Source organism: Lentzea sp. NPDC003310 (genome assembly GCF_040610935.1).
GTDB lineage: Bacteria > Actinomycetota > Actinomycetes > Mycobacteriales > Pseudonocardiaceae > Lentzea.
In genome coordinates, this window is record NZ_JBEXNC010000006.1 from 261,169 (window position 1) to 285,931 (window position 24,763).

26 protein-coding genes and 1 tRNA gene are annotated in these 24,763 nt (G+C 68.9%); 13 read left to right on the plus strand and 14 right to left on the minus strand.

Annotated elements, in window-relative coordinates; translation table 11 throughout:
* Genes ABZX02_RS13890 through ABZX02_RS13900 form a run of 3 tightly spaced genes read right to left on the minus strand, consistent with a single transcriptional unit; the run spans position 1 to position 3,155 of the window.
* Positions 1-1,425 carry a PP2C family serine/threonine-protein phosphatase gene (locus tag ABZX02_RS13890; RefSeq protein ID WP_355298036.1) on the minus strand — a complete coding sequence of 475 codons (1,425 nt, stop codon included), beginning with the start codon at positions 1,423-1,425 and terminating at the stop codon, positions 1-3.
* Entirely contained in the window at positions 1,422-1,883 is a 462-nt protein-coding gene (locus ABZX02_RS13895) for an FHA domain-containing protein (RefSeq protein ID WP_030465595.1), read from the minus strand. Before ABZX02_RS13895 ends, ABZX02_RS13890 begins: the two co-directional genes overlap by 4 nt.
* A gap of 51 nt (positions 1,884-1,934) precedes the next feature.
* Positions 1,935-3,155 (minus strand): DUF3662 and FHA domain-containing protein, encoded by a 1,221-nt coding sequence (locus ABZX02_RS13900; RefSeq protein ID WP_355298038.1) that lies wholly within the window; start codon positions 3,153-3,155, stop codon positions 1,935-1,937.
* A gap of 126 nt (positions 3,156-3,281) precedes the next feature.
* Between ABZX02_RS13900 and ABZX02_RS13905 the strand changes: the two genes are divergently transcribed.
* From ABZX02_RS13905 to ABZX02_RS13920, 4 genes are all read left to right on the plus strand, one after another.
* Positions 3,282-3,364: transfer RNA gene (locus ABZX02_RS13905), tRNA-Leu, on the plus strand.
* 117 nt (positions 3,365-3,481) lie between these two features.
* Positions 3,482-4,267, plus strand: a complete 786-nt coding sequence (locus tag ABZX02_RS13910) for an NADP-dependent oxidoreductase (RefSeq protein WP_355298040.1) — start codon at positions 3,482-3,484, stop codon at positions 4,265-4,267.
* A gap of 315 nt (positions 4,268-4,582) precedes the next feature.
* Complete coding sequence (locus ABZX02_RS13915) at positions 4,583-5,200, plus strand: hypothetical protein (RefSeq protein ID WP_355298041.1); 618 nt, start codon at positions 4,583-4,585, stop codon at positions 5,198-5,200.
* A 15-nt stretch (positions 5,201-5,215) separates the two neighbouring features.
* Positions 5,216-5,869 (plus strand): NAD(P)H-binding protein, encoded by a 654-nt coding sequence (locus ABZX02_RS13920; protein WP_355298043.1) that lies wholly within the window; start codon positions 5,216-5,218, stop codon positions 5,867-5,869.
* Here the strand turns inward: ABZX02_RS13920 and ABZX02_RS13925 are convergent.
* Entirely contained in the window at positions 5,866-7,161 is a 1,296-nt protein-coding gene (locus ABZX02_RS13925) for a D-arabinono-1,4-lactone oxidase (protein ID WP_355298045.1), read from the minus strand. The genes ABZX02_RS13920 and ABZX02_RS13925 overlap by 4 nt on opposite strands.
* Before the next feature lie 74 nt (positions 7,162-7,235).
* Here ABZX02_RS13925 and ABZX02_RS13930 point away from each other — a divergent pair, with 74 nt between their 5' ends.
* On the plus strand, positions 7,236-8,417 hold the full coding sequence (locus ABZX02_RS13930) for an amino acid deaminase/aldolase (protein ID WP_355298047.1): 1,182 nt from the start codon (positions 7,236-7,238) through the stop codon (positions 8,415-8,417).
* On the opposite strand, the gene ABZX02_RS13935 is transcribed toward ABZX02_RS13930, so the two are convergent.
* Positions 8,414-9,028 carry a TetR/AcrR family transcriptional regulator gene (locus ABZX02_RS13935; protein ID WP_355298049.1) on the minus strand — a complete coding sequence of 205 codons (615 nt, stop codon included), beginning with the start codon at positions 9,026-9,028 and terminating at the stop codon, positions 8,414-8,416. The two genes, ABZX02_RS13930 and ABZX02_RS13935, sit on opposite strands and share 4 nt — an antisense overlap.
* A 112-nt stretch (positions 9,029-9,140) precedes the next feature.
* Here ABZX02_RS13935 and ABZX02_RS13940 point away from each other — a divergent pair, with 112 nt between their 5' ends.
* The 3 genes from ABZX02_RS13940 to ABZX02_RS13950 are packed head-to-tail and all read left to right on the plus strand — an operon-like array spanning position 9,141 to position 12,371.
* The gene (locus ABZX02_RS13940; protein ID WP_355298051.1) at positions 9,141-10,388 is read left to right on the plus strand and encodes a GH1 family beta-glucosidase; all 1,248 of its coding nucleotides are present in this window, start codon (positions 9,141-9,143) and stop codon (positions 10,386-10,388) included.
* A 40-nt stretch (positions 10,389-10,428) separates the two neighbouring features.
* A complete protein-coding gene (locus ABZX02_RS13945; RefSeq protein ID WP_355298412.1) occupies positions 10,429-11,589 on the plus strand; it encodes an MFS transporter in 1,161 nt (386 codons plus the stop codon).
* Complete coding sequence (locus tag ABZX02_RS13950; protein WP_355298053.1) at positions 11,589-12,371, plus strand: SDR family NAD(P)-dependent oxidoreductase; 783 nt, start codon at positions 11,589-11,591, stop codon at positions 12,369-12,371. Before ABZX02_RS13945 ends, ABZX02_RS13950 begins: the two co-directional genes overlap by 1 nt.
* A 247-nt stretch (positions 12,372-12,618) precedes the next feature.
* Here the strand turns inward: ABZX02_RS13950 and ABZX02_RS13955 are convergent, their stop codons facing one another.
* Complete coding sequence (locus ABZX02_RS13955; RefSeq protein ID WP_030480258.1) at positions 12,619-12,978, minus strand: hypothetical protein; 360 nt, start codon at positions 12,976-12,978, stop codon at positions 12,619-12,621.
* 13 nt (positions 12,979-12,991) lie between these two features.
* A complete protein-coding gene (locus tag ABZX02_RS13960; protein WP_229905106.1) occupies positions 12,992-13,267 on the minus strand; it encodes a hypothetical protein in 276 nt (91 codons plus the stop codon).
* A 207-nt stretch (positions 13,268-13,474) separates the two neighbouring features.
* Between ABZX02_RS13960 and ABZX02_RS13965 the strand changes: the two genes are divergently transcribed.
* A complete protein-coding gene (locus ABZX02_RS13965) occupies positions 13,475-14,857 on the plus strand; it encodes a helix-turn-helix transcriptional regulator (RefSeq protein WP_355298057.1) in 1,383 nt (460 codons plus the stop codon).
* 153 nt (positions 14,858-15,010) lie between these two features.
* The gene (locus ABZX02_RS13970) at positions 15,011-15,292 is read left to right on the plus strand and encodes a hypothetical protein (protein ID WP_086664898.1); all 282 of its coding nucleotides are present in this window, start codon (positions 15,011-15,013) and stop codon (positions 15,290-15,292) included.
* Positions 15,293-15,370: 78 nt separating this feature from the next.
* Here ABZX02_RS13970 and ABZX02_RS13975 read toward each other — a convergent pair whose 3' ends face one another.
* On the minus strand, positions 15,371-16,075 hold the full coding sequence (locus ABZX02_RS13975) for an SDR family oxidoreductase (RefSeq protein WP_355298059.1): 705 nt from the start codon (positions 16,073-16,075) through the stop codon (positions 15,371-15,373).
* Positions 16,076-16,162: 87 nt separating this feature from the next.
* On the opposite strand from ABZX02_RS13975, the gene ABZX02_RS13980 reads away from it, so the two are divergent.
* On the plus strand, positions 16,163-16,990 hold the full coding sequence (locus tag ABZX02_RS13980) for a LysR family transcriptional regulator (protein ID WP_355298061.1): 828 nt from the start codon (positions 16,163-16,165) through the stop codon (positions 16,988-16,990).
* On the opposite strand, the gene ABZX02_RS13985 is transcribed toward ABZX02_RS13980, so the two are convergent.
* From ABZX02_RS13985 to ABZX02_RS14000, 4 genes are all read right to left on the minus strand, one after another.
* Positions 16,983-18,002: a CopD family protein gene (locus ABZX02_RS13985; RefSeq protein ID WP_355298063.1), complete on the minus strand. Its 1,020-nt coding sequence runs from the start codon at positions 18,000-18,002 to the stop codon at positions 16,983-16,985. The genes ABZX02_RS13980 and ABZX02_RS13985 overlap by 8 nt on opposite strands.
* A complete protein-coding gene (locus ABZX02_RS13990; RefSeq protein ID WP_355298065.1) occupies positions 17,999-18,526 on the minus strand; it encodes a copper resistance CopC family protein in 528 nt (175 codons plus the stop codon). The genes ABZX02_RS13985 and ABZX02_RS13990 overlap by 4 nt, the downstream gene beginning before the upstream one ends.
* Entirely contained in the window at positions 18,523-19,233 is a 711-nt protein-coding gene (locus ABZX02_RS13995) for a YcnI family protein (protein WP_355298067.1), read from the minus strand. The genes ABZX02_RS13990 and ABZX02_RS13995 overlap by 4 nt, the downstream gene beginning before the upstream one ends.
* A 71-nt stretch (positions 19,234-19,304) precedes the next feature.
* Positions 19,305-19,820: a hypothetical protein gene (locus ABZX02_RS14000; protein ID WP_355298069.1), complete on the minus strand. Its 516-nt coding sequence runs from the start codon at positions 19,818-19,820 to the stop codon at positions 19,305-19,307.
* 59 nt (positions 19,821-19,879) lie between these two features.
* Here ABZX02_RS14000 and ABZX02_RS14005 point away from each other — a divergent pair, with 59 nt between their 5' ends.
* Positions 19,880-21,547 (plus strand): BCCT family transporter, encoded by a 1,668-nt coding sequence (locus ABZX02_RS14005; protein WP_355298071.1) that lies wholly within the window; start codon positions 19,880-19,882, stop codon positions 21,545-21,547.
* Here ABZX02_RS14005 and ABZX02_RS14010 read toward each other — a convergent pair.
* Positions 21,525-21,959: a DUF6474 family protein gene (locus tag ABZX02_RS14010; RefSeq protein ID WP_355298073.1), complete on the minus strand. Its 435-nt coding sequence runs from the start codon at positions 21,957-21,959 to the stop codon at positions 21,525-21,527. The two genes, ABZX02_RS14005 and ABZX02_RS14010, sit on opposite strands and share 23 nt — an antisense overlap.
* Before the next feature lie 83 nt (positions 21,960-22,042).
* Here ABZX02_RS14010 and ABZX02_RS14015 point away from each other — a divergent pair, with 83 nt between their 5' ends.
* The gene (locus tag ABZX02_RS14015) at positions 22,043-23,686 is read left to right on the plus strand and encodes a TM0106 family RecB-like putative nuclease (protein WP_355298075.1); all 1,644 of its coding nucleotides are present in this window, start codon (positions 22,043-22,045) and stop codon (positions 23,684-23,686) included.
* On the opposite strand, the gene ABZX02_RS14020 is transcribed toward ABZX02_RS14015, so the two are convergent.
* Entirely contained in the window at positions 23,683-24,441 is a 759-nt protein-coding gene (locus tag ABZX02_RS14020; RefSeq protein WP_355298076.1) for an SDR family NAD(P)-dependent oxidoreductase, read from the minus strand. The two genes, ABZX02_RS14015 and ABZX02_RS14020, sit on opposite strands and share 4 nt — an antisense overlap.
* Positions 24,442-24,763: the final 322 nt, after the last annotated feature.

Genomic DNA, 24,763 nt, shown 5'->3' on the forward strand with positions numbered 1-24,763 from the left:
CTACGGACCCTCCCGGCATTCCACACCCGGCTTCTGCTGGGAGGGGGTGAGCGAGGGGTCGGTCGAGCCCGTCTCCGGGGCACCGTTCGCGGGCGCACTGGTGCTGGTGCTGGTGCTCGGCGTGGACGTCGTCGTCGGGGGAGTGGTCGTCGTGGTGGTGCTCGACGTCGACGAGGTGTCCTTGCACAGCGGCAGCATGTGCTCGGTGCGCAGCAACCGGACCGCGGCGCGCGCGCCGTCGAGGCCGTTGTCGCTGCGGATGCCCGCGGTGATGGTCTTCCGGCCGGCTTCCTGCAGGTCCTTGAGCGTGATCGGGGTGCAGCCCGTGGAGCCGGGCGGGCACGAGTCCTCGACCTTGGACGACAGCTTGAAGCCGAGCACCGAGCCGTTCAGCCCGCGGAAGATCGCGACCTGGCCGTCCTCGGTGGCACCGACGTAGTACTGGGTGTTGAGCCACAGCTTGCCGCCGACCGCCACGACACCGGTGAGCAGGAGCAGCACGAGAATGATCGCGAACGCCTTGATGGCGTTGCGCTTCTTGCGCTTCGGGTCCTGCGGGGGCGGCGGCGGTGCGTCCATCCGCTGCGGCGCGGGAGGACGCTGCTGGGTGAGCGTCGCCGCCCGCGAAGCAGCCGAGTCCGGGGGAGTGTCGTGCTGGTCGCTGCCGTCACCGGCCGCTCCGCCGACGATCGGGTAGTCGTCGCCGAAGTCGACGTCCTCGACGTCCGCCACGATCACCGTGACGTTGTCGGGGCCGCCGCCCTTGAGCGCGAGCTCGATCATCCGGTCCGAGCAGGCCTGCGGATCCGGGATGCGGATCGCCTCGTCGAGCGTCTCCAGGCTCACGACCCCGGACAGACCGTCCGAGCAGAGCAGGAACCGGTCGCCGGCGCGCGCCTCGCGCACGGTGAGGCTGGGCTCGAAGTCGTGGCCCGTGAGGGCGCGCAGCAGCAGCGAGCGCTGCGGGTGCGTGGCGGCCTCGTCCGGGGTGATCCGGCCTTCGTCGATCAGCGACTGGACGAACGTGTCGTCGTGCGTGATCTGGGCGAAGGAACCGTCCCGGAGGAGGTACGCGCGCGAGTCGCCGATGTGCACGAGACCGAGGCGGTTGCCCGCGAACAGGATGGCCGTGAGCGTGGTGCCCATGCCCTCCAGGTCGGGGTCGCTCGTCACGAGCTCGGAGATGGCGCCATTGCCGCTCGCGACCGCGTCGCGCAGCTTGCCGAGGAGGTCGTCGCCCGGCTCGTCGTCGTCGACGTGGGCCAGCGAGGCGATGACCACCTTGCTCGCGACTTCACCGGCGGCGTGGCCACCCATGCCGTCGGCTACTGCGAGCAGGCGAGGGCCCGCGTACACGGAGTCCTGGTTGTTGGCGCGAACCAGGCCCCTGTCGCTGCGGGCCGCGTATCGAAGAACCAAGGTCATGAGCGCAGCTCGATCACCGTTTTGCCAATGCGGATCGGGGTGCCGAGAGGTACGCGCAGGGGTGCGGTGACCTTGGCTCGGTCTAGGTAGGTGCCGTTCGTGGAGCCGAGGTCCTCCACGTACCAGTCGGTACCGCGCATGGACAGCCTCGCGTGCCTGGTCGACGCGAAGTCGTCGTCCAGGACGAGAGTGGAGTCGTCAGCGCGGCCGATCAGGATCGGCCTGCCGTCGAGCGAGATGCGGGTGCCGGTCAGCGCCCCGTGGGTGACCACGAGTTGCCGAGGCGCCTTGCTTCCCCTCGCCGACTTCTCGGACCTCCGGAATCCGGGCAGACCTGACGCCCGGAGCCCTGAGGCTGCGTAGAGATCAGAGCGGACCACACGTAGGGCGGCCAGCACAAAGAGCCAGAGGAGCACGAGAAAGCCCGCTCTGGTCAGCTGCATCACCAGCTCTGGCACCGGTTGTAACCGCTCCTGCCTTGAGTTGCTTACCGACGCCCGTGTCGACCTCTAGCCCGCGGTGCGGAAGACCAGTGACGAGTGGCCGATGCGGACGACGTCGCCTTCCGCGAGCTGCCAAGTCTGCACTGGCGTGCCGTTCACCGTGGTGCCGTTGGTCGAACCGAGATCAGCGAGCATCGCATTCTGCCCGTCCCAGGAGATTTCCAGGTGGCGCCTGGAGACCCCGGTGTCCGGGAGGCGGAAGTCGGCTTCCTGCCCACGTCCTACGACGTTTCCACCCTGCTTCAGGTTGTACGTCCGGTTGGATCCGTCGTCGAGGTGCAGCGTCGCGTTGAGCTGACGGTTGGCGCCCTGGGTCGCCGGCGGGGCGTATCCGCCCTGGTTGTAGCCCTGGTCGTAGCCGCCCTGCTGGCCGTAGCCCTGCTGCTGGCCGTAACCCTGGTCGTACCCGCCCTGCTGGCCGTAACCCTGGTCGTAGCCGCCGCCCTGCTGGCCGCCGCCGTAACCCTGGTCGTAGCCCTGCTGGCCGTAGCCCTGCTGCTGGCCGTAACCCTGGTCCTGGCCGTAGCCCTGCTGGCCGCCGCCGTAACCCTGGTCGTAGCCCTGCTGCTGGCCGTAACCCTGGTCGTAGCCGCCGCCCTGCTGGCCGCCGCCGTAACCCTGGTCGTAGCCCTGCTGCTGGCCGTAGCCCTGCTGGCCGTAACCCTGCTGCTGGCCATAGCCCTGCTGGTCATAGCCCTGCTGCTGGTCGTAGCCCTGCTGGCCGTAGCCGCCCTGACCATAAGGGTCCTGGCCGGGCTGGCCCTGTCCTTGTCCGTAGCCGGGTGGCTGGCTCATGGATCGGTCTCCTGCGGTGCGAGGTGGTGCTGACCGTCGGCTGGCCGCTTTCACGTCGGGGTCGACGGACGAGCTGGTTCGGAACTGTCCGGTGTGCAGCGCCTCGGAGCGCTCCAGGGAGACTACGACGTCACCATAGGTATCCCATCCGGACTCGGCCAGGTGCTCTCGCAGGCCCTCTGCGAGAAGCTGTGTGATGCGTAGTTCATCCTGCTCGTCGCCCGCAAGACGTTCGTGGTCCTGAGGCCCGAGCAGCACCTTGTAGTGGTTGGGGGCTAGCAGTCTGCCACCCGCGAGCTCGCGGATGTTGCTGTCACCCTCCCGTTGCAGTGCCTGTGCCACCTCTTGGGGCACGACGCTGCCGCCGAACACGCGCGCGAAGGTGTTTCCGACGAGACCTTCCAACTTCCGTTCGAAGCGTTGCAGGCCCATGTCGACTCCTTCCGCTCGATCCGTTCGGCCGGGCTCCCGCCCCGATCGTATCCGGGTGCGACCAGGCCTACAGGGGGCGATTAGGAACCTGGTTTGGACGCGTGCTAGTGTTCTCAACGTCTCCAGGGGCAAGTGGCGGAATGGCAGACGCGCACGGTTCAGGTCCGTGTGTCCGAAAGGACGTGGGGGTTCAACTCCCCCCTTGCCCATAGAAAAGACAGAAGGAACCCCTCTCGCGGATTCGCGAGGGGGGTTCTTTCGTTGATCGGCAGTATCGGATTCCTTGATCCAACAGGTGATGTCTGTCACTCGTTCGGGGGGACGACATGTGGGCGATAGCGGCGGCCGACTTCGGCGCGGACCTCGAACTCGTCGAGGTCCCGGAGCCCGTGGCGGGCCCAAATGAGATGAAGGTGCGGTTGTTCGCCGCGAGCGTGAACCCCTTCGACCGCAAAGTCGTGAACGGGATGCTCCGCGAATCCGCTCCCCACCGGTTCCCACTCGTTCCCGGAACGGATGGTGCGGGTGAGGTGGAAGGGTCCGGAGAGAGGATTTTCGGCACGTTCTTCCACCGCCCGGTCGGCGGCGGAACATACGCCGAGTACGTCACAGTTCCGGTCACCAACGCGTTGGCTCCGATCCCCGAAGGTCTCGATCCCGTCGTGGCCGCCGCATTGCCGACCGCGGGCATGACCGCATTGCAGTTGGTGGAGGCGCTGGGCGACGCGCGGTCCGTGCTGATCGTCGGTGCCACCGGTGGCGTCGGGTCGTTCACCGTCCAGATCGCGCGGGCGGCCGGCAAGCGGGTAGTCCCCGTCGGCCGCGGCGACGCGCTCGTCGAGGCCGACGCGCTCGTCGACCTCGTGAGCACCGACCGCTCGTCGTTCGAGGCGAACGCGCGCTACGCGCCGCTGGCGTTCACGACGAACTACGTCTCCGCAGATCAGAGCCAGAACTTCGGGATGAAGGGCTCGCGGGAGTCACTGCTGCGGCTGGCGTCGCTGGTGCAGGCGGGTGACCTGGAGGTACCGATCGGCCGACGCGTGCCGCTGCGCGGGGCGACCGACGTTTTCGCAGGTCACAGCCGCGGTAAAACGGTGATCATCATGTAGGTGGTCGTTCTGGCGCGGTGAACGGTCGGCGGGCGGTGCCCGGTACCGCTCACCGGCATTTCGGCCCCACGCCTGGAGCACCCACCCTGAGCAGCTCTTTTCGTACGTCCATCCGGCTCAACGTCACCCAGACGGCAGCACCGTAGGACCGAACTCCCCTCGGCACTGTCCGACCGGTCACCGACCGGTCGGCGCCGTCGATCGCAGGGGGTCCTGTGACCTGGGGGCGGGCCGCGCGCTTCCTGCTAATTCTTATCCAGAGCACGAGTCGAAACGCGGCGGATCTCCCGCCGCGGGTGACGAGGAGGCACTGGCGTGAGCAGCACCCCAGCAAGGATCGCGGCACTCGACAGCTCGAACGGTCTGTCGACCACCCCGGTCCCGGTTCCGGAACTGCCCGCGTCCGTCGAGGAGCTGGCTGCCGCTGCGGCGATCCGCCTCGGCTGGCACGGCGTGGTTCTGCCCGAGATGGTCCTCATGGGCCGCAAGGTCGTCGTCGTGGCCGAGCTCCTGGCCGACGCCCACGCCGAGCGCGTGTGCGTGGGTGCGGGCCCCGAGGCCGACAAGACCACCGTCTCCACGTGGGTGTGGCCCGAGATGGAAGGCCGCGTCCCGCCGGCCGCCGTCCGCATCGTCGGCGTCCTGGCCGTCGCCCGCCACTGGCGCACCGCCCTCGCCTCCGCGGTCCCCTTCGCCCGCTACGGCAACGCCGCGGTCGTGCTCCCGGAGTCCGTCGCCTTCTCGCACGACTACCTCGCGAACTGCCTGCCGCGCGTCCGCCGCTACGGCGTCTCGGTCCTGCTGGCCGACGACGAGAAGGACCTCTCGGTCGACGTGTCGGGCCGCCAGGAGAACGTGCCGTCCGAGGACACCGCCATCACCCGCTGGGTCAACGAGCTGGTCTACGAGCAGGTGCTCGCCACCGCGTCCTGATCTACGGTCGGGCCTATGCGAGTAGTCATAGCCGGCGGACACGGGCAGATCGCGCTGCTTCTGGAGCAGCAGCTGGCCGCTCGTGGAGACGCCGCCACCGCACTGGTCCGCAATCCCGATCACTTCGCTGACGTGCAGGAAGCCGGAGCCGTTCCGGTGTTGTGCGACCTGGAGTCCGCCTCGCTGGACTCGGTCGCCTCGTACATGAACGGCGCGGACGCGGCAGTGTTCGCCGCTGGTGCCGGTGCCGGATCAGGCGCCGCCCGCAAGGACACCGTGGACTACGGGGCCGCTGCGCTCTTCGCCTCTGCCGCTGTCGAGGCCGGGGTGCGGCGGTTCGTCCAGGTGTCGACGGTGGGCATCGAGGCCGCCGACTCGCCCGAGGTGGACGCCGGATTCGCGGTCTACCTGAAGGCGAAGCGGTTGGCCGAGGAGGACCTCCGGGAGCGGGATCTGGATTGGACGATCCTGCGGCCCGGTCCGCTGGTGAACGACGCGCCCACGGGTCTGGTCACCCTGGGCGCGCCACGTCTGCCCCGGTCACCGGTCACGCGTGCCGACGTCGCCGCCGTGCTGGCGGAGCTGCTCGGTGCTCGCAACACGATCGGCAAGACGATCGAGCTGGTGAATGGTGAGACGCCGGTCGCGGACGCCGTCCGCCTCTTCTAGCTGCCGAGAACGCGGTCCAGGTACGGGTTCGTGAACGTCCGGCCTGGATCGACCTCGTCCCGCACCCGCAGGAAGTCGTCGAAGTGCGGGTACAGCGGGCGGAGCTCCGCCGCGGTCAGGTCGTGCATCTTGCCCCAGTGCGGGCGGCCGTCGACCGACGCCGCGATGCTCGCGTACGCGTCGAAGAAAGCCTTGTACTGCATGCCGAGTGCCTGGTGCATCGAGATGTACGCGGTGTCGCGGCCGTTGGCCGTGGACAGCCAGATGTCGTCGGCCTGCGCCACCCGCACCTCGCACGGGACGATCAGGTGGTCGCGCTCTCCCAGCTTGTTCGCCACGGCGCGGAGCTCGCGCAGGACGTCCATCAGGGTCTCGCGCGGGATGGAGAACTCCGTCTCCACGAAGCGGACTCGGCGCGGGGTCACGAAGACGTTGTGCGAGTAGTCCGAATAGGACCGCTCGGAGATCAGCGAGCCGCAGAGTTCGTTGAGGCGCTTGGTGTAGCGGGGGAACGACTTCGCGACCTTGGTGACGGCGCCGAACGCGGCGTTCTCCATCACCTCGTACTCCCAGGCCTGCCGGAACTTCGACAGCGGGCGCGCCGGCTCGGTGATCCTGTTGTTGCGCTTGAGGATCACGCGGTCGGAGTGCGTGAACCAGTGGAACTCGACGTGGTCCTCGACCGCGCACAGGTCGTCGAACTGCTCCATCACGGCGTCGAGGCGGCCGGGGGACTCCTGCGCCCGCAACACGAACGCCGGCACGCACTGCAGCGTCAACGTGCTGATGATGCCCAACGCGCCGAGGCCGACCCGTGCTGCGTTGAAGAGGTCCGGGCGTTCGGTGCGTGAGCAGGTGACGACCGAGCCGTCGGCCAGGACCAGTTCCAGCTCGTGGATGGCGGTGGCGAGCACGCCGAGTTTCGCGCCGGTGCCGTGGGTCGAGGTGGAGACCGCGCCGGCGACCGTCTGGGCGTCGATGTCGCCCAGGTTCGGCATGGCGAGGCCGAGCCGGTGGAGGTCGGCGTTGAACTGGTGCAGGGGAGTGCCGCTGCGGACGGTCACCAAGCCGGATTCCGTGTCCGCGCGCACGATTCCCGTCCAACGGTCCAGGTCCAGCGCTGTTTCCGGCGCGACCGCGATGTCGTTGAACGAGTGACCGCTGCCCCGCGCGCGGACACGGGAGCCCGAGAGGACCGCTTCGGCGATCTCGTCCGTGCTGGACGGGTGGACCACGCGCGTCGGGGTGCACGAGGCCGTCTTAGCCCAGTTCGTCCACACACGGACCTCCACGAGAGAGTGTGACCTGCGAGTAACGTAAGTGAAAGCTCTTCACGTTTCAAGGGTTCAGCACGTACCGTCAGAGCATGCGCCGAACTCGACTCGATGCCGCGACGAAGGACCTGGATCCTCCGTTCGCGATCGTCGACCTGGATGCCTTCGACCACAACGCGGCGGACCTCGCCCGCCGCGCTGCCGGTCATCCGATCCGGGTGGCGAGCAAGTCGATCCGGGTTCGGGACCTGGTGAGCCGGGCCCTCGAACGGCCCGGTTACGCCGGGGTCATGTGCTACTCGCTGGCCGAGGCGCTGTGGTTGTCCGAGCAGAACGTCAGCGAGGACCTGCTGGTCGCATACCCCACGGCGGACCGCGCGTCGCTGCAGAAGCTCGCCGCCAACGAGACCGCACGCCAGCGCGTCACCATCATGGTCGACTCGCTGGAGCACCTCGACTTCGTGGACGCGGCGATCGGGCCGCACGCCGACATCCGGGTCTGCCTGGAGCTCGACGTGTCGTGGCGGCCGCTGCCCGGTGTCCACATCGGTCCGCGCCGCTCGTCTGTCCACACACCGCAGCAGGCCAGAGCGCTCGCCGCGAAGATCGTGCAGCGGCACGGGTTCAAGCTCGTCGGCGTCATGGCGTACGAGGGACAGATCGCCGGCCTCGGTGACAACCCACCCGGCCAGCCGTTCCGCGCCCTGGGCATCCGCTTCATCCAGTCCAGGTCCGGGCCGGAACTGATCGAGCGCCGGACGGCCGTCGTCGCCGCGGTCCGGCAGGTGGCCGAGCTGGAGTTCGTGAACGGTGGCGGCACCGGCAGCCTCGAACTGACCGGGTCGGACCCGTCGGTCACCGAGCTCGCGGCGGGGTCGGGCCTCTTCGGACCGACGCTCTTCGACGCCTACCAGGCGTTCAAGCCGGAACCGGCCGCGCTCTTCGCGTTGTCCGTGGTGCGCAAGCCGACCAAGCGGGTGGCCACGCTCTTCGCCGGCGGCTACATCGCGTCCGGCACGCCGACCCCCGACCGCCAGCCGTCGCCGTACCTGCCGGAGGGGCTCAAGACGCTCGGCCTCGAAGGCGCGGGCGAGGTGCAGACGCCGGTCACCGGCAAGGCGGCGGAGCAGCTGAAGATCGGCGACCGCGTGTGGATGCGGCACGCCAAGGCGGGGGAGCTGTTCGAGCGGTTCGACGAGGTGCACCTGGTGCACGGTGATCAGATCGAGCGCACCGTGCCCACGTACCGCGGCGAGCGCCGCAACTTCGGCTAGGCGGGGAGGCGCGAGGACAGGTAGCCCCTGACCAGCGCCTTCGCCTCGACGAGGATCGCCTGGTCGCCGTTCGGGTTGTTCCGGAACGCCATCTTCAGCACGGCGTCCGCGGCCTCGACGGCGATCGCGATCGGCAGGCCGACCTCGCCGAACGGGATGTTGAACTTGCCCGAGATGAGCTCCGAGATCTTGTCGGAGATGACGGCGTTGTTGTCGCGGCGGTCGTCGAGCAGTCGCATGTCCACGACGTCGCCGAAGTGCAGCTTCCCGAACGCGGGGATCTCGCGGTGCATCGTCACGTAGACGTCGAACACCGTGTCCACGGCATCCCACCAGTGCTCGAGGGTCGCCTGCTCGAGCCGTTCGGTGATGCCCTGGGAGAACTTGTCGACGTTGCGCAGCGTCAGCGCCTGCACGACGGCTCTCTTGTCGGGGAAGAACTGGTAGAGCGACCCGACGGCGACGCCCGCTCTCTCCGCGATCAACGTCGTGGTGACGCCGTCGTAGCCCACCTCGTCGATCAGGGTGGCGCAGGCTTCGAGCATCCGCTCGACTCTCTTGGCGCTGCGCTGCTGGACGGGCTGGCGGCGAAGCGGGGTGGTGCTCGTCACGGCGACTCCCAGTAGTTCGGGTGCTTCCATCTTGCCCGTTGTCGGGCGCTTTCACTTCCCTGAACCTGTCAACACGCCTACGATCCGAACAAGTTTCACATTTGGAGGATCGATGAGCGACTTCCTGTGGGGAGTGTCGACGTCCGCGTTCCAGATCGAGGGCGCGTTCGACGCCGGCGGTCGGGGTCCCTCCGTGTGGGACGGGTTCTCCCCGGTACACGAGAACCAGAACGCTTCCGTTGCGTGCGACCACTACCACCGGTGGCGGGAGGACGTCGCGCTCATGGCGCAGCTCGGCGTGAACGCGTATCGGTTCTCGATCGCGTGGCCGCGCATCCAGCCGTCCGGCAAGGGACCGGTCAACACCGAGGGACTCGACTTCTACGACCGCCTGGTCGACGCGCTCGTCGACATCGATATCGCCCCGGTGGTGACGTTGTACCACTGGGACACCCCGCTGGAGCTGGAAGCCGAGGGCGGATGGCTCAACCGGGACATCGCCGACCGGTTCGCCGACTACACGGCACTGGTCGCGGGCCGGCTCGCCGACCGCGTGCAGCTGTGGATCCCGATCAACGAACCGGCGATGGTGACGTTGCAGGGCTATGCGATCGGTGAGCACGCTCCCGGCAAGACGCTGCTCTTCGACGCGTTGCCGACCGCCCACCACCTGAACCTCGCTCACGGCCGTGCGGTCGAAGTGCTCCGTGCGCACAACGCGCACGCCGTCGGAACGGCCAACAACCACACCCCGGCGTGGCCGGTTGGGCCGAACGACGTAGCAGCTGCCGAGGCGTACAGCGAAATCCACAACTGGATCTACGCGGATCCCATGCTGTCGGGCCGATATCCCGACGCAGTCGCCGACCTTCTGCCTATCGCCGAAGGTGATCTGGCCACGATCCACCAGCCGCTCGACTTCTACGGCGTGAACTACTACAACCCGACGCGCCTCAAGGCACCGTCCGAGGGGAACCCCCTGCCGTTCGAACTCGTGGAGATCGACGAGTACGAACGCACCGGGTTCGGCTGGCCGATCGTGCCGGACGGGCTGACCGAGATGATCACCACGCTGCGCGAACGGCACCCGGACCTGCCGCCGGTGCACGTCACCGAGAGCGGCTGCAGCTTCCCCGAGGGACTGCAGGACGCCGAACGGATCGCCTACCTCGACGGACACCTCAAGGCCGCGCGGGCAGCCGACGTCTCCGGGTACTTCGTGTGGTCGCTGCTCGACAACTTCGAGTGGGAGGCCGGGTACTCGCAGCGGTTCGGCCTGGTCGAGGTCGACTACGAGACCCAGGTCCGCACGCCGCGCGACTCGTTCCACTGGTACCGCAAGGTGATCAGCGGTGAGTGAGGCACTGGCCGAACCGGTCGTCCCGGTCCGCAGAGGCTGGATGGCCTGGCTCTTCGCGGCGAACCTCGGGCTGTGGCTCGCGATCTACGCACCGATCCAGGTCCTGCTGCCGCAGCAGGCCGAGATCCTCGACAAGGCGAACAAGGAACTGGTCTTCGGCATCGTCACCGGTGTCGGCGCGCTGGTGTCGTTGCTGGTCGTGCCGCTGATCGGGTTCCTCAGTGACCGCACCACCTCGCGGTTCGGCCGCCGGCACCCGTGGACGCTGGCCGGTGCGGCGATCGGTGCCGTCGGCCTCGCGGTGCTGGGCAACGCGCCGTCCGTCACCGTCATGACCATCGGCTGGTGCCTGGTGCAGGCGGGGATCGGCGGCATGCTCGCCGCGCTCACCTCCGCGGTGCCCGACAGAGTCCCCGTCGCGCAACGGGCGCAGGTCGGCGGGCTCATCGGTATCAGCCAGATGCTCGGCACGGTGCTGGGCGCGGTCGTGGTGACGTTGCTGGTCAGCGGACTGACGAACGGCTACCTGGCGTGCGCGGTCATCGTGGTGTTGGGCGCCATCTTCTTCGTGTGGCGCACACCGGACACGCAGCTCATCGTGAAGCCAGTCAAGCCGACGTTCTGGATCTCCCCGCGCGAGCACCCGGACTTCGCCTGGGCGTGGCTCGGCCACCTGATGATCAACCTCGGCAACGCGTTCGGGACGCTCTACCTCCTCTACTTCCTCGGCGACGTCGTCCACCACCCGTCCCCCGAAGACGGTCTGCTGGTCCTGATGGCGCTCTACGGCGTCGCGCTCGCCGCAGGAGCGGTGCTGTTCGGCGCACGGAGTGATCGTTCCGGCCACCGGAAGCCGTACGTGTACCTCGCGTCGGTCGTCATGGCGATCGCGGCGCTGCTGCTCGTCGCCTGGCCCACCTGGACGGCCGCGCTGGTCGCCGCGCCGCTGCTCGGCGTCGGCTTCGGCACGTACTGGGCCGTCGCGATCGCCCTGCTCACGCAGGTGCTGCCGGCCGCGTCCGACCGGGCCAAGGACCTGGGCGTGCTGAACGTGGCCAACGCGTTACCGCAGGTCATCGCCCCCTTGCTGACGGCGTTGATCTTGGCGAACCTGGGCGGGTACCGGGGTCTGTTCGCGGTGTCCGCGCTGGCGACGACGCTGGCGGCGGTGTTGATGAGTCGAGTGCGATCGGTGGTCTGATGCAGGTCTCGGGCAAGGAAGTCGTGGTCACGGGAGCGTCCCAGGGGATCGGGGCCGAGGCCGCGTTCCGGTTCGCGGCGCGCGGCGCTCATGTCCACCTTGTGGCCCGCAGCGCCGAACTGCTCGATCGGCAGGTCGAGCGGATCAAGGAGTTCGGCGGCTCGGCGACCGCTCATCCGGCCGATCTCGCGGACGCCGCGCAGATCCGCGCGCTCGCCGAGGTGGTGCCGGTACCCGACGTGCTGGTCAACAACGCGGGCGTCGGGCGCTGGCTGTTCCTCGACGACACCGAGCCGGACGAGCTGGTCGCGATGACCGCGGTGCCGTACCTGGCGGCGTTGCTGCTGACCAGGGAGTACCTGGGAGCCATGCGCGCCAGGGGGTCCGGCTGGATCGTCAACGTGAACTCACCGGTCTCGCGGCTGCCGATTCCCGGCTGCGTGGGCTACCAGTCGTCGCGCTGGGCGCTGCGCGGGTTGACCGCGTCGCTGCGCCAGGACCTGCGCGGCACCGGAATCGGTGTCAGCGAGGTCGTTCCGGGCAAGGTGAGCAGCGAGTACTTCACCAACAACCCCGGCGCCGAGGAGCGGATCCCGGCGATCGCGCGGCTCGCCATCCCCACGGTGACGCCGGAGCGGTGCGCGAAGGCGATCGTCGACGCGGTGGAGAAGGAACGGGCCGAGCACCTGTTCCCGTGGCAGCTCAAGGCGTTCGAGATCTCCGGCCGGCTGCTGCCCGGCCTGACCTCGTACCTGGCCTGGAAAACCGGCACCCACCGGTAGGACCACGTGAAAAGGCCCTTGCCTGCGCGGGAGGTGCAGACAAGGGCCGTGGTTGGTGACCGCGGGCCGACAACGGTCGGGGAAGGGTGTGTGCACGTCACCGGCCCGCGGGAATCTGTGGAGTTGGTGAGCTGACCGGGGCTCGCGATGTCGCGGTCGGGGGTTCGCACATCGCGAGCGCCCGGTCAGTAGGCCGTTTGCAGACCTGGTCGTGTCGGGGGGACGCCAGGTCGATCGCAAAGGCCCGTTAGTGGGCTCGAGCCACCGCGCGGCGGGACCTGGTGACAGGAGGGGTCACCGGGGCCTCGCGCAGGTGGCGAGCCGGGCGCGGGGCGAGTCCGCCCGCAACCAGGTGTTCGTACGCGGCGCGCCACACCGAGCAAGGTGACTTCTGCTGGCGCCAACGGCCGGAGCACTCAGGGCAGTTGCCCTTCTCGTCCGGCTCGTGCGCTGCCAGCAGAGCACGCCATCCCTCGGTCAGCCGAGGGAGCTCGGATCGAGCCACCGACAGGAGGGACGGGGCGTCAGCGCGGCTCGCCAGCTCCGTGAGCAGGTCGAGGCGTTCCCACACAGCGTTGCGAAGAACCTGTCCGAGGATCGCGTCCATCGAAACGTCACCGTCACCTTTCCGCCTGGTCGGCGGCTTCGCGTAGCGCAGCCCTGAGCTGTACGAGCTGGTCGTGGGACAAGACTGCCGTCTCCCCGGGAGGTCCCACCAGGACCACTTGGCCCTGGACGACCTTCACGGTGAGCTGGCGGTCCCGGTCGACCACGTCGCCGCAGCTGATCTGCCACGTACGACGCTGCCCGGTCGTGCCGCGCCATGTGGAGTCGGTGTCACCCGTCTCCACAATGGAGGTGGAGTACGAGGAGGAGCTGTCCATCTGATTGGTCATTCCTCTCCGTGCTCACTCGCTTACCGGAATCTAGATTGCGATGATTCATGCCGGAACGGGACGTCACAGCGCCCACCGGTGGAAGTCTTACGGTGAGCGGTAAGCGGTGTTCGGTAGGGCCGATCAGCTCCGCCGAAGAGGACTTCTCGGGCTCGGGGACCTGCCCCTAGTCTGCCGATGACGCCCAACGGACTGTGAGGGTGCGCGATGAACACCATGAGTTCCCAGGGCTCTCCTATCCCCACCGAGGTGTGGGACAACCAGGAGATGCGGGACGCACTGGCCCGACGAGAGATCAGCTCGGTCTACCGGCTGCTCCGACGGCACGGCGTGTCCCAGCGCCAGATCGCGGCGCTCACCGGGCAATCGCAGTCCGAGGTCTCGGAGATTCTCAAGGGACGCCAGGTGATGGCATATGACGTCCTGACCAGGATCGCCGTGGGCCTGGGTGTCCCACGTGGATACATGGGTCTCGCCTATGACGAGACAACGGCAGTACGGGTGGCCGCGACCGCGGACTCACCCCATCCTGAGGAGGACGAGTCGGTGAAGCGTCGGAAGTTCCTCGCGCACGCCGCCGCCGTGACAGTGGGCGCGGCCGTGTTCGGAGCGGACTCCGGGTCGTGGGTTTCACACCCCACACAGACTCCGGCTCCGGGACGCATCGGCATGACCGATGTGCGCCAGGTCGAAGCGGCCACTCGCGCGTTGCGTGCGCTGGACTACCAGTACGGCGGCGGTTCCTGCCGCGACGCCGTGGTGGCCCAGTTGTCGTGGGGTCAGCAGATGCTCGGCGCCAGTTCGACGGACATCGTCCGTCAGCGCCTGTTCGTGGCACTGGCCGACCTGCACAACCTCGCCGGCTGGACGTCGTTCGACACGGGTCTGATGGACTCGGCCCGCAACCACTTCGGTCAGGCGCTCGACCTCGCCAAGCAGGGCGAGAACGAGGCGCTGATGGCGAACATCCTGTACCGCATGGGCCGGGTGTACTTGCACCAGAACGCCCCTGACGACGCGCTCAAGGTGTTCCAGTTGGGGCAGTTGGCCGCGCAGAACTCCGGTTCCGAACTCGCCGTGGGCATCCTGTGCGCGAACGAGGCCTGGGCCTACGCGAAGATGGGCTCCGACGAGCAGGCGCTCAAGCTGCTCGGCCGGGCGCGTGACGAGTTCTCCCGCGCGAACGTCGTCGAAGCCCCTGCGTGGGCCAAGTTCTTCAACGAGATCGACCTCTCGTCGATGATCGGCACGGTGCACACGGAACTGGCGCAGACGGTGGACGTCAAGTACACGAGGACCGCGATCCCCGCCCTCTCCAAGGCGATCAACAGCTTCGGTGACGACATGGCCCGCAGCCGTTCGTTCAACCTGACGTCGATGGCGATCAACCACCTGCTCGAGGGCGACGTCGACCACGGCGCCAAGATCGGCCGCCAGGCCGTCGACCTGTCGGAAAGCCTGAAGTCGGTGCGCACGAAGCAGCGCATGGAGCCCCTCCGCCAGGAGGCCGACAAGCGCCGCAACAACCCCGAGGCCCGCGAGCTCGCGGACCGCGTCGCCCGCTTCACCGGCACCGAGTCGGCCGCCTGACCGCAATCTCGTTTGGGTCCTATAGCACCACTTTCGGATGGTGTGGGACACGAAGCGGTAACGCCAGGACCTTCGCACACGAATGCAGCATCGACGGGCGAGAAATCCACGCCTAAGGTGCGGCAGGTCGGGGCGAAGGACGAGGTGCGGCGCGTGAGCCTTACACGGAGGTGGCGTTCCAAGAGAGCGCTGCGGTCCGCGCAGTTGCTCGACGAGGTGGTGGACACCCAGCTACCGCTGCTCGCGGGTTTCGACGAGGAGCGCCGGCGCCGATCCGCCGACTACCTCGCGGAGCTGGTGGCGCTGGCTCAGGACTACCGCTACTACGCCAACGGCTGGATCGACAGCCGTGAGCTGGACCGCCGCGGTCAGCGGACGATGAACCGGCTGGCGCGGATGCGCGAAGAATCTTCGGCTCGACTGATCACCGACTAGTCCGTTCGTGCGCAGCTCGCCGCGCCGATCGGACCACTCACCGAGTCCGGCGAAGTCGTGGATGTTTCACGTTGAACATCACCAGGGCACCGGGCCGCTGTGGTCGAACAGGCCCCCGGTCGGTCCGTCGTCGGGCAGGGTGGCCAGCCTGATCGCGATCCTGGCGCCGTCCGCCGGGGTGTCGGTCCCCTGGAAACCGTTGAGGTCGGTCGCCACGTAACCCGGGCACGCACCGTTGACCTTGATGTTCTCCAGCTCCTTGGCGTACTGGACGGTGATGGCGTTCAGGAACGTCTTCGACGGCGAGTAGGTCCCGCTGACCCCGCCGAGGTCTTGGGCGCTCTGCAACGTCAGCGACGCGACGTGGCTCGACAGGTTCACGATCCGCGGCCTCGCCGACCGGTTGAGCAGCGGCAACATCGCGTTGGTGACCCGGACGACGCCGATCACGTTGGTCTCCACCACCGCCCTGATGCCTTCCGGCGTGGCGGTCGACGGCGCATCGGGCCACCCTCCGGCGATCGCGGCGTTGTTCACCAGCACGTCGAGCCGGCCGAACCGCTCCTCGAACACCTTTGCCGCTGCGGCGACGCTCTCGTCGTCGGTCACGTCCAACGGCACGAAGAACGCGTCGACGCCAGCCGCCCGGAGCTTCGCCGCCGCTTCCTCACCTCGCCGCGGATCCCTCGCGCCGACTCCGACGGTCATGCCGAGCCCCGCCGCGATCTCGTACCCGATGCCCTTGTTCGCGCCGGTGACCAGCGCAATCGTCTGTTTGCTCATGTCTTCGATCGTGCTCGGGAGACCTGCGGGAACCAACACCACTTCGCTCTGGCAGCGATACCCGGCCGGTATGGATAGCGTGGACGGGTGGAGACCCGGGAGCTTCGGTACTTCGTCGCGGTCGCCGAGGAGCTGCACTTCGGCCGGGCCGCCGACCGCCTCGGCATCGCGCAGCCGCCGCTGTCGCGGACGATCGCCCAGCTCGAACACCGGCTCGGCGTCGCGCTGCTGACCCGCACCAGCCGCAGGGTCGCGCTCACCGACGCGGGCGCGGTGCTGCTGGCCGAGGGGAGGGCGATCCTCGGCGCGGTCGCCGCGGCGGAGAGGCGCACGAAGACCGTCGACCGGCCGTCGCTGGTGCTGGCTGCCAAGGCCGGCGGGTCGGGCGAGCTGCTGGCCAAGCTGCTGGACGCCTACGCCGCCGAACCGGGCGCGGTCGCCGTCGACCTGCTGCTGTGCAAGGCGCACACCTGGCAGCCGCTGCTCGACGGCCGGGCGGACGTGGCGCTCCTGCACGAACCGTTCGACTCGACGGTCGGTCTCGACGTCGAGCCCCTGCAGACGGAGTGCCAGTTCGCGATCCTGCCGGCCTCGCACCCGCTGGCCGGCGCGGACCGGCTGCGGATGGCCGACGTCGCCGACCTGCCCGAACTCGTGCGCTGGCCGGAGCCCGACGGTTCCTACCTGCCCGGTCCCGGCGCGGAGGTGCACGACCTGACGCAGCTGTTCCAGCTGATCTCGCTCGGCCGGGCCGTCGCGGTCATGCCGGAGGTCGTCCGGACCGGCCTGCTCGAAGGCCTGGTCGCGGTACCGGTGGCCGACGCGCCGAAGGTGACGACGGTGATCGCGTGGCCGCCGCACAGCAGGTCGCGTGCCGTGGCCGACCTGGTGCGGGTGGCGACGGGCTTCAGCTGACGGGTGCGCGGCTGAGCACGACGGCGAGCCCGAACGCGACGCCCATGATGGTCACCTCGAGGACCGCCCACTGGACGATCGCGGTGACCTTGTGCTGGGAGATCTTCGGCAGCAGCCGCCACCGGATGTGCGCGCCGAGCACCGCGATCAACCCGGCGCAGACGGTCTTGCCGAGGAACAGCAGGCCGTAGCCGGTGGTGAACATCGACTGCGGGAACGGCACGACGGGGTTGAGCACCAGCTCCAGCAACCCGTTGAACAGGCCCGTGACCGCGACGACGACCAGGCTCACGGTCGCGATCTTCGAGAACCTCGGCAGCGCGATCGCCAGCAGGCCCTTGCGGTACGCGACCAGCGCCATCAGCGCGCCGAGCCCGCCGGTCCAGGCCGCGGCGCCCAGCACGTGCAACTCCATGGAGACCATCGAGTAGTCGTGGTACTTCCAGTTGGAGGCGTGCCCGGTCACCGGGATCGGCAGCAGTCCGAACATCGAGACGAGAATCCGCAGCTCAGCGGGTACGGACTCGCCGCTGCGCACGGCCATCACGCCGATGACCAGGTAGACGAACGCGCAGGCCGCGCTGAACAGCAGGCCCTTGCCGGCGCCGACGTTCGCGACGTAGTCGACCGCGTTGCCGATGCTGACGTTGCTGCCCGGCCGCAGTTCGGCGGCCTGCAGCACGATGGCCGTCAGCGCCGTGACCACCCAGACGGCGGCCGCGATCACCGCGGCCGGACGGGCGAGGCGCATGACGGGTTCGGTGTGCGTGGGCCGGTCGAAGCCGAGCAGCTTCGGCAGGATCGACAGCCCGACGACGACCGTCGCCGAGACGTCGAGCAGCACCCGCGTGACCGGCAGGCCGTACCGGACCGCCGCCCCGGCGTCGACGACCCCGGCGACCACGACGGGTGGTGCCAGCACGAGGCCGAGCGCGATGCCACCGAGTGCGCCGAACACCAGTCCGGCGAGCACGCGGTAGTGGGTGGGGGCGGCGGTCCGGACGTCGCTCATGTCTTCGCGCCCCCGCCACCGCGCAGCGCGAAGAACACACCGCCGCCGAGCAGCACGACGGCACCGACGATCCACACCCAGATGGGCAGGCCGTCGCTCGAACCGCCGTTGGGCGCGGCGTCGCTGACCGGTGCGGTGGGCGTGCCGCCACCGTCCTTGGTCAGGGTGAACGTGAGCTCGCCGGAGACGGGGTGGCCGTCCGCGGACAGGATGCGGTAGCCGATCTTGTACTCCCCGGCCTTGCCGAGGGCGTTGACCTTCTGGGAGACCGCGGTGTCCTTGATCGTCGGGTCGCCCGAGACCTCGTAGTGGCCGCCGCTCGAGTCGGTCACCGAGATCGCGTTGATGCCCTGACCACCCTGGACGTCCTGGTCGAACGTCAGCGTGACGGACGAGGGGCCGACCTCGAGCGAGGTCTTGTCCTTGGGGTCGCTGCCGATCAGCGCGTTGTGTGCCGCCGCGGGCGCGGCCGTGGCGAGCACGGCCGCACCAGCGAACAGGAACGCGATCAGAGCGCGCTTCATGCCTTGCGCCTCGAACGCAGGATGGCGCCGACACCGAAGCCCAGGCCGAGCGCGCCGATGGCGAGACCGGCGCCGCCGAGGTAGCGGGCGGTGTTGTCCGTGCCGGCCGACGCCTCGTGCGTGTCGGTCGAGTTGGCGGCCGGGGTCGTGCCGTGACCGCCGTGGCCGTCGTCGCCGGCCTTCTTCGGGGCGAGCTTCAGCGCGGGCGCCGGGTGCTCCGGCTCCTTGCCGTCGGCGCCGGGCGCCTGCGACCAGTCGACGACCTCGCCGTTCTCGTAGGTCTGCTTGGTCGGGAGCAGCAGGGTGTCCTTGCCCTCCGGCAGCGTGCCGAGCGCGACGTAGAACTCCTGGTACTCGTTGACGCCGATCTTCGTGGTGCCCTCGGCGGTCCAGGTGATCGAGGTGAACGCCTCGGTCACCTCCTTGCCGGCGACGGTCACGGGCTTGGCGAGCTTGCCCTTCACGACCTCGGCCTTCCAGCCGGGCAGCGGCTTGGTGCGCACCGAGGTGAGCGGCGTGTCCTGCGGCAGCGTCACCTCGATCTTGGTGGTGCCGGCGTTGTCGCGCTCGTTCGGGACGCGGAACGCGAACGTGGCGCGGCCGCCCTGCGTGAACTCCGCGGGCTGGGCGCTGACGTGGGCCGACGCGATGGTCGGCGTGCCGAGGACGGCGATTCCGGCAACGGCGAGAACGGCGAGCGTGCGCACGCCAAATCGATTTGTCGACATGAAGTTGTGGCTCCTGATGCCAAAAGGGGGCTTGTGAGGGGATACGGATGTCAGGAGTCACAGGGCGGGCCGCGCCGCCGATTCGCCCGCTGGAGGTCCAGGACGTGCGCGTTCCGGACGTACGGCGTGCTGGTGAACGTCCGCGCCGGCGTGGTGACCGGCAGCGGCGTGAGCCTGCGGGGGATCAGGCGGGTGACGGCGGCGAACAGCCTGAACAGGGCGTTCTCGGCGTGGAACAGCAGGATGCCGGTCAGCGTCGCGGCGACGAGGTGCGCCACGAACATCTGCCCGGTCAGCGTGCCGGTGTGCTCGTGGCTCACCCAGGTCAGCAGCAGGTGCTGCGCGAGCTGGGCGGTGCCGAGCCCGGCGATGATCGAGAGCTTCCCGGTCCGCCGGTCCGCCAGGGAGGCCGCCGCGAACGCGATCAGCACCACCAGCGGTAAGGCGTGGATGAACTCGGAGATCTCGCCGCCGCCCAGCCCGTGGGCGGTGATCGTGAGCGCGGACGACGTCAACGCGAGCGCGAAACCCCGCAGGGTGCGCAACTCACTCGGCCGTGTACTCACGAGGATTGAGGGTAATCGGAGGAGTTTGAACTGGTCTACCTGCGGGTAATCACGGCCGCATGACCGTTCAATGCGACAAGCCGGGCCGTACCGACCGGGTCGTGTTCGGCGTTGCCGCAGGTCTCACGCTTGCGTTCGTGACCTGGGGAATCGTCGGGACAGACTCGTTGGCCTCTGCTTCGAAGGCCGCGCTCGGCTGGATCATCCAGCATCTGGGCTGGGCTTTTGTGCTCTCCGCCACGGGCTTCGTGGTCTTCGCGCTGTGGCTCGCGTTCAGCCGCTACGGCAAGATCCCGCTCGGCCAGGACGACGAGAAACCCGAGTTCAAGACCGTGTCCTGGGTGGCGATGATGTTCAGCGCCGGCATGGGCATCGGGCTGATGTTCTACGGCGTCAACGAGCCGCTGACCCACTTCGTGAAGCCGCCGCCCGGCACCGACGGGGACCCGTTGGAGACGGCGATGGCCACCACGCTCTTCCACTGGACGCTGCACCCGTGGGCGATCTACGCCATCGTCGGCATCGCCATCGCGTACAGCAGCTTCCGCCGCGGCCGTTCGTCGCTGATCAGCTCCGCCTTCGCGCCGCTGCTCGGAAAGCGGGCGGCATCGGGCTGGGGTCGCGCCATCGACGTGATGGCGATCTTCGCGACCCTCTTCGGCTCGGCCGCCTCCCTCGGTCTCGGCGCCCTGCAGATCGGGAGCGGGCTGGAGGCGGCCGGCTGGGCCGGTGACATCGGCAAGGGAGCCCTGGTCGCGGTCATCGCGATCCTGACCGTCGCGTTCGTCGCGTCCGCGGTCTCGGGCGTCGCCAAGGGCATCCAGTGGCTGTCGAACATCAACATGGTGCTGGCCGTGGTGCTCGCGCTGTTCCTGTTCGTGGTCGGCCCGACGATCTTCATCCTGAACCTGCTGCCGACGGCGCTCGGCGACTACTTCCGCGAGCTGGCGACGATGGCGGGCCGCACCGCCGCGTCCGGTGGCGACGCGACCGAGACCTGGCTGTCCGGTTGGACGATCTTCTACTGGGCCTGGTGGATCTCGTGGACGCCGTTCGTCGGCATGTTCATCGCCCGGATCTCCCGCGGCCGCACGATCAAGCAGTTCGTCGCCGGCGTGATCCTGGTGCCGTCCGCGGTGTCGCTCGTGTGGTTCGCGATCCTCGGTGGCACGGCGATCTTCGAACAGCGGTCCGGCGTCGACCTCGCCGGCCAGTCGACGCCCGAGTCGCAGCTCTTCTCGCTGCTCGACCAGTTCCCGCTCGCCGCGGTCGCCAGCGTCGTGGTGATGATCCTGGTGGCGATCTTCTTCGTGTCCGGCGCGGACGCCGCGTCGATCGTGATGGGAACGCTCTCGCAGGAGGGCACCATCCGGCCGACCAAGCCCGTGGTGATCTTCTGGGGTGTGGTGACGGGTGCCGTCGCGGCGGTGATGCTGCTCGTCGGCGGTTCCGACGCGCTGACCGGCCTGCAGAACCTGACGATCATCGCGGCGCTGCCGTTCATGGTCGTGATGATCGGGCTCTGCGTCTCGCTCGCGAAGGACCTGCGCTCGGACCCGATGATCCGGCGCGAGGAACGCGTGGCCGAGGTGATGGAGGAGGTCACCGCCCACCTCGACCCCGGTCAGGTGGTCGAGGAGGCGGCGGTCAGGGCCGTGGCGGAGGTGACCGGCAAGACGCCGGACGTCACTCCGCGACCCGACGTCAGCGAACGTTCAAACGCCTGAGCAACTCCTGCTCGAGCACGTCCAAGTCCGTCCCGACGGCCCGGTGCGCTGCTTTGCGCCGGGCCGTCGGCATGCGTTCGGACGCGCGCACGGCGGCGAGCAACTGCGCCAGCCGTGTCTCGGTCTTCGAAACCCAATCGGAATCTGCGGCCCGCAATGTCTCGAGCGACTCCGAAAAGCCGACAATTCGAGCGTGCAACCGGGCGCCGTATCCGGAGTACCTGCCGATGTCGGCGACGTCGATGCCGAGCCTGCGCGCCCGGTACCGGTCGTACTGCTCGCTCAAAACCCCTGCTCCGCGAGCGATCACCGGGGCGAGCACCGGAATGAGGGCCGGGGCCACCACCTTCGCGACACCGACCAGGTTCTTCGCTCGGCTGGGCGTGAAGCCGGCCTTCGCTTTGCGCGCCATTCGGGTACTCCTCCTCCGTCCCCTGAAACTTACTGTGCAGGTTGCCGACACATCTCCTCGACGCGCGACATACGCTGCATCCTGTGACTTCCCAGGTGCAGCTAGACGCCGGCGTGGTCACTCGTTGTCGGCGGCGGGTGCACCTCGAAAACGATCCGGAAATGCGCGACGCCCCCAAGGCGGCGCCGGATCCGGCTTCGGAGCAACGGAAAGCGGACGCGACGAACCACCGTCGCGCGGTGGCGGACGCGCTCGGCAGGATCGTCGGCTCGAACCTCTTCGAGGTGCCGAGCGGACCGGACGTGCGCAGCGCGGACCGCGAACGCGTGACGCTCGCCGCGATGGAGATGGGGGCGCCCTACATCTGGGGCGCCGCGCTGCCGCGCGACCCCCGAGGTGGCCGGCGCGGCGGGATCGACCTGCTGGTCAAGGACTCCACGGGCTACGTGCCGGTGCTGGTCGTCCGGCACAAGATCACCGACCCCGGCCAGGGCGCGAAGACCAGTCCGCTGACGATGCCGCTGCCCGACGGCAGCCGCACGGACCCGCACCGCAAGGTCCGCCCGCAGCCCCGTGACCAGCTGCGACTGGCCCACGCGCAACGGCAGCTGCAGGCCGCGGGCTACGCGCGGTCTGGCCGCGCCACCGGTGGCGTGATCGGCATGGACGCCGACGTGGTGCTCTGGCACGACCTCGAAGCGCCGACGTGGCCCGGCGGCCGCACCGCGCTGTCCGAGTACGACGCGCGGTTCAGCGACCGGCTCGCCGTGGCGCTGGCGGCCGCGAACGAGAAGGAACCGCTCGCCCGCCCGTCCCGCATCGTCGACTGCAAGACCTGCCCGTGGTGGCCGACGTGCGACAGCGACCTGAAGCAGGGCAGGGACGTCAGCCTCGTCGTGCGCGGCGAGGACGCGGTGGCGCTGCGCAAGATCGGCCTGTCCACTGTGGACGCACTGGCGGAGCTCGACCCCGCTGCCGAGGGTCCGGTCCAGCTCGTCGGCATGCCGTTCGGCGACGCCGTGGTGCTAGCACGGGCGTGGCTGCGCGACCTGACCCTGGTGCGCCGCGTGCCCGAGATGAACGTGCCGCGCGCCGACGTCGAGGTCGACGTCGACATGGAGAGCTTCGGCGACCTGGGCGCGTACATGTGGGGCTGCCTGCTGTCCGGCAAGGACATCGACGAACCGCAGGGCTACCGCGCGTTCGTCACGTGGGACGCGCTGCCGTGCGACGACGAGGCCCGTTCGTTCGCCGAGTTCTGGACCTGGCTGACCGGCATCCGGTTGCGCGCCAAGGCACGCGGCCTGTCGTTCCGCGCCTACTGCTACAACGAGCTGGCGGAGAACCGCTGGCTGCTGGCGTCGGCGGAGCGGTTCGCGGGCAAGCCCGGCATCCCGACCGTGGCGCAGGTCAAGGAGTTCATCAACTCGGACGCCTGGGTCGACCTGTTCGGCATCGTCCGCGAGCAGTTCCTGTGCGCGCACGGCAAGGGCCTGAAGGTGATCGCGCCGGTCGCCGGGTTCTCGTGGCGCGACCCCGAGGCCGGCGGCGAGAACTCCATGCGCTGGTACCGGTCCGCGGTCGGGATGAACGGCGACGAGCTGGACGTGGCCCAGCGGCAGCGGTTGCTGGAGTACAACGAGGACGACGTCCTGGCCACCCACCGCCTGCGCGAGTGGATGACCTCGGACGCCATGTCCCGTCTGCCGTACGCCGGAGACCTCTAGCGAGGAGCCATCCGGAGGGCGCCGTCCATGCGGACGACCTCGCCGTTCAGGTAGTCGTGCTCGACCAGCGAGACCGCGAGCTGCGCGTACTCGGCCGGCTGCGCCAGACGCTTCGGGAACGGCACGCCGGCGGCGAGGCCCGCGCGGAACTCGTCCGAGACCGTGGCGAGCATCGGGGTGTCGACGATGCCGGGCGCGATGGTGAGCACGCGGATGCCGACGCTCGAGAGGTCGCGGGCGGCCGGGAGGGTCATGCCGACGATGCCGCCCTTGGACGAGGCGTACGCGACCTGGCCGATCTGGCCGTCGAACGCGGCGATGGACGCGGTGTTGATGATGACGCCGCGGGCGCCGTGCTCGAGCTCCTCGGTCTTGCCCATGGCGGCGGCGGCCAGGCGCAGGACGTTGAACGTGCCGATGAGGTTGACCTCGATGACCTTGCGGTAGAGGTCGAGGTCGTGCGGGCCGGACTTGCCGACCGTGCGGGTCGACGGGCCGATGCCCGCGCAGTTCACGGTGATGCGCAGCGGGGCGCCGGAGCCCGCGGCGGTGTCGACGGCGGCCTGGACCTCTTCACCCGAGGTCACGTCGGCGGCCAGGTAGGTGACGTTCTCGACCGCTTCGGCCTTCTCGATGGCACTGGGCAGGTCGAGCGCGAACACCTGCGCTCCTCGCGCCGCCAGCGCACGTGCGGTCGCACCGCCGAGACCGGACGCGCCACCGGTGACGATGGCCGCGGTACCCGAGATCTCCATGCCTTCACCCTCCTCGAAGCGAACTGCTCGCGAGGAGGTTAACGCTCGTTACCTCGAACTCAACGGTCGGTCCAGTGGAGCAGTGCCACCAGCGGCACCGCGGCCACGAGCGCGAGTCCGATGAAGATCGTCGCGACACCAAGAATTCCCATGTCTAGAACTGTGCCGCTCGGCGAGTTTCGAAACATCGCCCGCGCCGGTAGACCTCTGGTAGGACATCTGTCACCGTCCGCTACGACCAAAGTCGTACCGGTCTCAGGGGTTGCTCCGTTCGGGGCTGGGGCATGCGTCACTTGGAGTCATGAAAGATAGTTAGCCTCGC

Excerpts from the sequence above, each read along its gene's own strand:
- ABZX02_RS14010 (WP_355298073.1), bottom strand. The coding sequence starts at position 21,959 with ATGGCGCGCAAAGCGAAGGCCGGCTTCACGCCCAGCCGAGCGAAGAAC.
- ABZX02_RS14005 (WP_355298071.1), top strand. The coding sequence starts at position 19,880 with ATGACCGTTCAATGCGACAAGCCGGGCCGTACCGACCGGGTCGTGTTC.
- ABZX02_RS13890 (WP_355298036.1), bottom strand. The coding sequence starts at position 1,425 with ATGACCTTGGTTCTTCGATACGCGGCCCGCAGCGACAGGGGCCTGGTT.
- ABZX02_RS13900 (WP_355298038.1), bottom strand. The coding sequence starts at position 3,155 with ATGGGCCTGCAACGCTTCGAACGGAAGTTGGAAGGTCTCGTCGGAAAC.
- ABZX02_RS13960 (WP_229905106.1), bottom strand. The coding sequence starts at position 13,267 with ATGACCAATCAGATGGACAGCTCCTCCTCGTACTCCACCTCCATTGTG.
- ABZX02_RS13955 (WP_030480258.1), bottom strand. The coding sequence starts at position 12,978 with ATGGACGCGATCCTCGGACAGGTTCTTCGCAACGCTGTGTGGGAACGC.
- ABZX02_RS13940 (WP_355298051.1), top strand. The coding sequence starts at position 9,141 with ATGAGCGACTTCCTGTGGGGAGTGTCGACGTCCGCGTTCCAGATCGAG.
- ABZX02_RS13990 (WP_355298065.1), bottom strand. The coding sequence starts at position 18,526 with ATGAAGCGCGCTCTGATCGCGTTCCTGTTCGCTGGTGCGGCCGTGCTC.
- ABZX02_RS13950 (WP_355298053.1), top strand. The coding sequence starts at position 11,589 with ATGCAGGTCTCGGGCAAGGAAGTCGTGGTCACGGGAGCGTCCCAGGGG.
- ABZX02_RS14020 (WP_355298076.1), bottom strand. The coding sequence starts at position 24,441 with ATGGAGATCTCGGGTACCGCGGCCATCGTCACCGGTGGCGCGTCCGGT.
- ABZX02_RS13975 (WP_355298059.1), bottom strand. The coding sequence starts at position 16,075 with ATGAGCAAACAGACGATTGCGCTGGTCACCGGCGCGAACAAGGGCATC.
- ABZX02_RS13910 (WP_355298040.1), top strand. The coding sequence starts at position 3,482 with ATGTGGGCGATAGCGGCGGCCGACTTCGGCGCGGACCTCGAACTCGTC.
- ABZX02_RS13930 (WP_355298047.1), top strand. The coding sequence starts at position 7,236 with ATGCGCCGAACTCGACTCGATGCCGCGACGAAGGACCTGGATCCTCCG.
- ABZX02_RS13945 (WP_355298412.1), top strand. The coding sequence starts at position 10,429 with ATGGCCTGGCTCTTCGCGGCGAACCTCGGGCTGTGGCTCGCGATCTAC.
- ABZX02_RS13920 (WP_355298043.1), top strand. The coding sequence starts at position 5,216 with ATGCGAGTAGTCATAGCCGGCGGACACGGGCAGATCGCGCTGCTTCTG.
- ABZX02_RS13985 (WP_355298063.1), bottom strand. The coding sequence starts at position 18,002 with ATGAGCGACGTCCGGACCGCCGCCCCCACCCACTACCGCGTGCTCGCC.
- ABZX02_RS13965 (WP_355298057.1), top strand. The coding sequence starts at position 13,475 with ATGAACACCATGAGTTCCCAGGGCTCTCCTATCCCCACCGAGGTGTGG.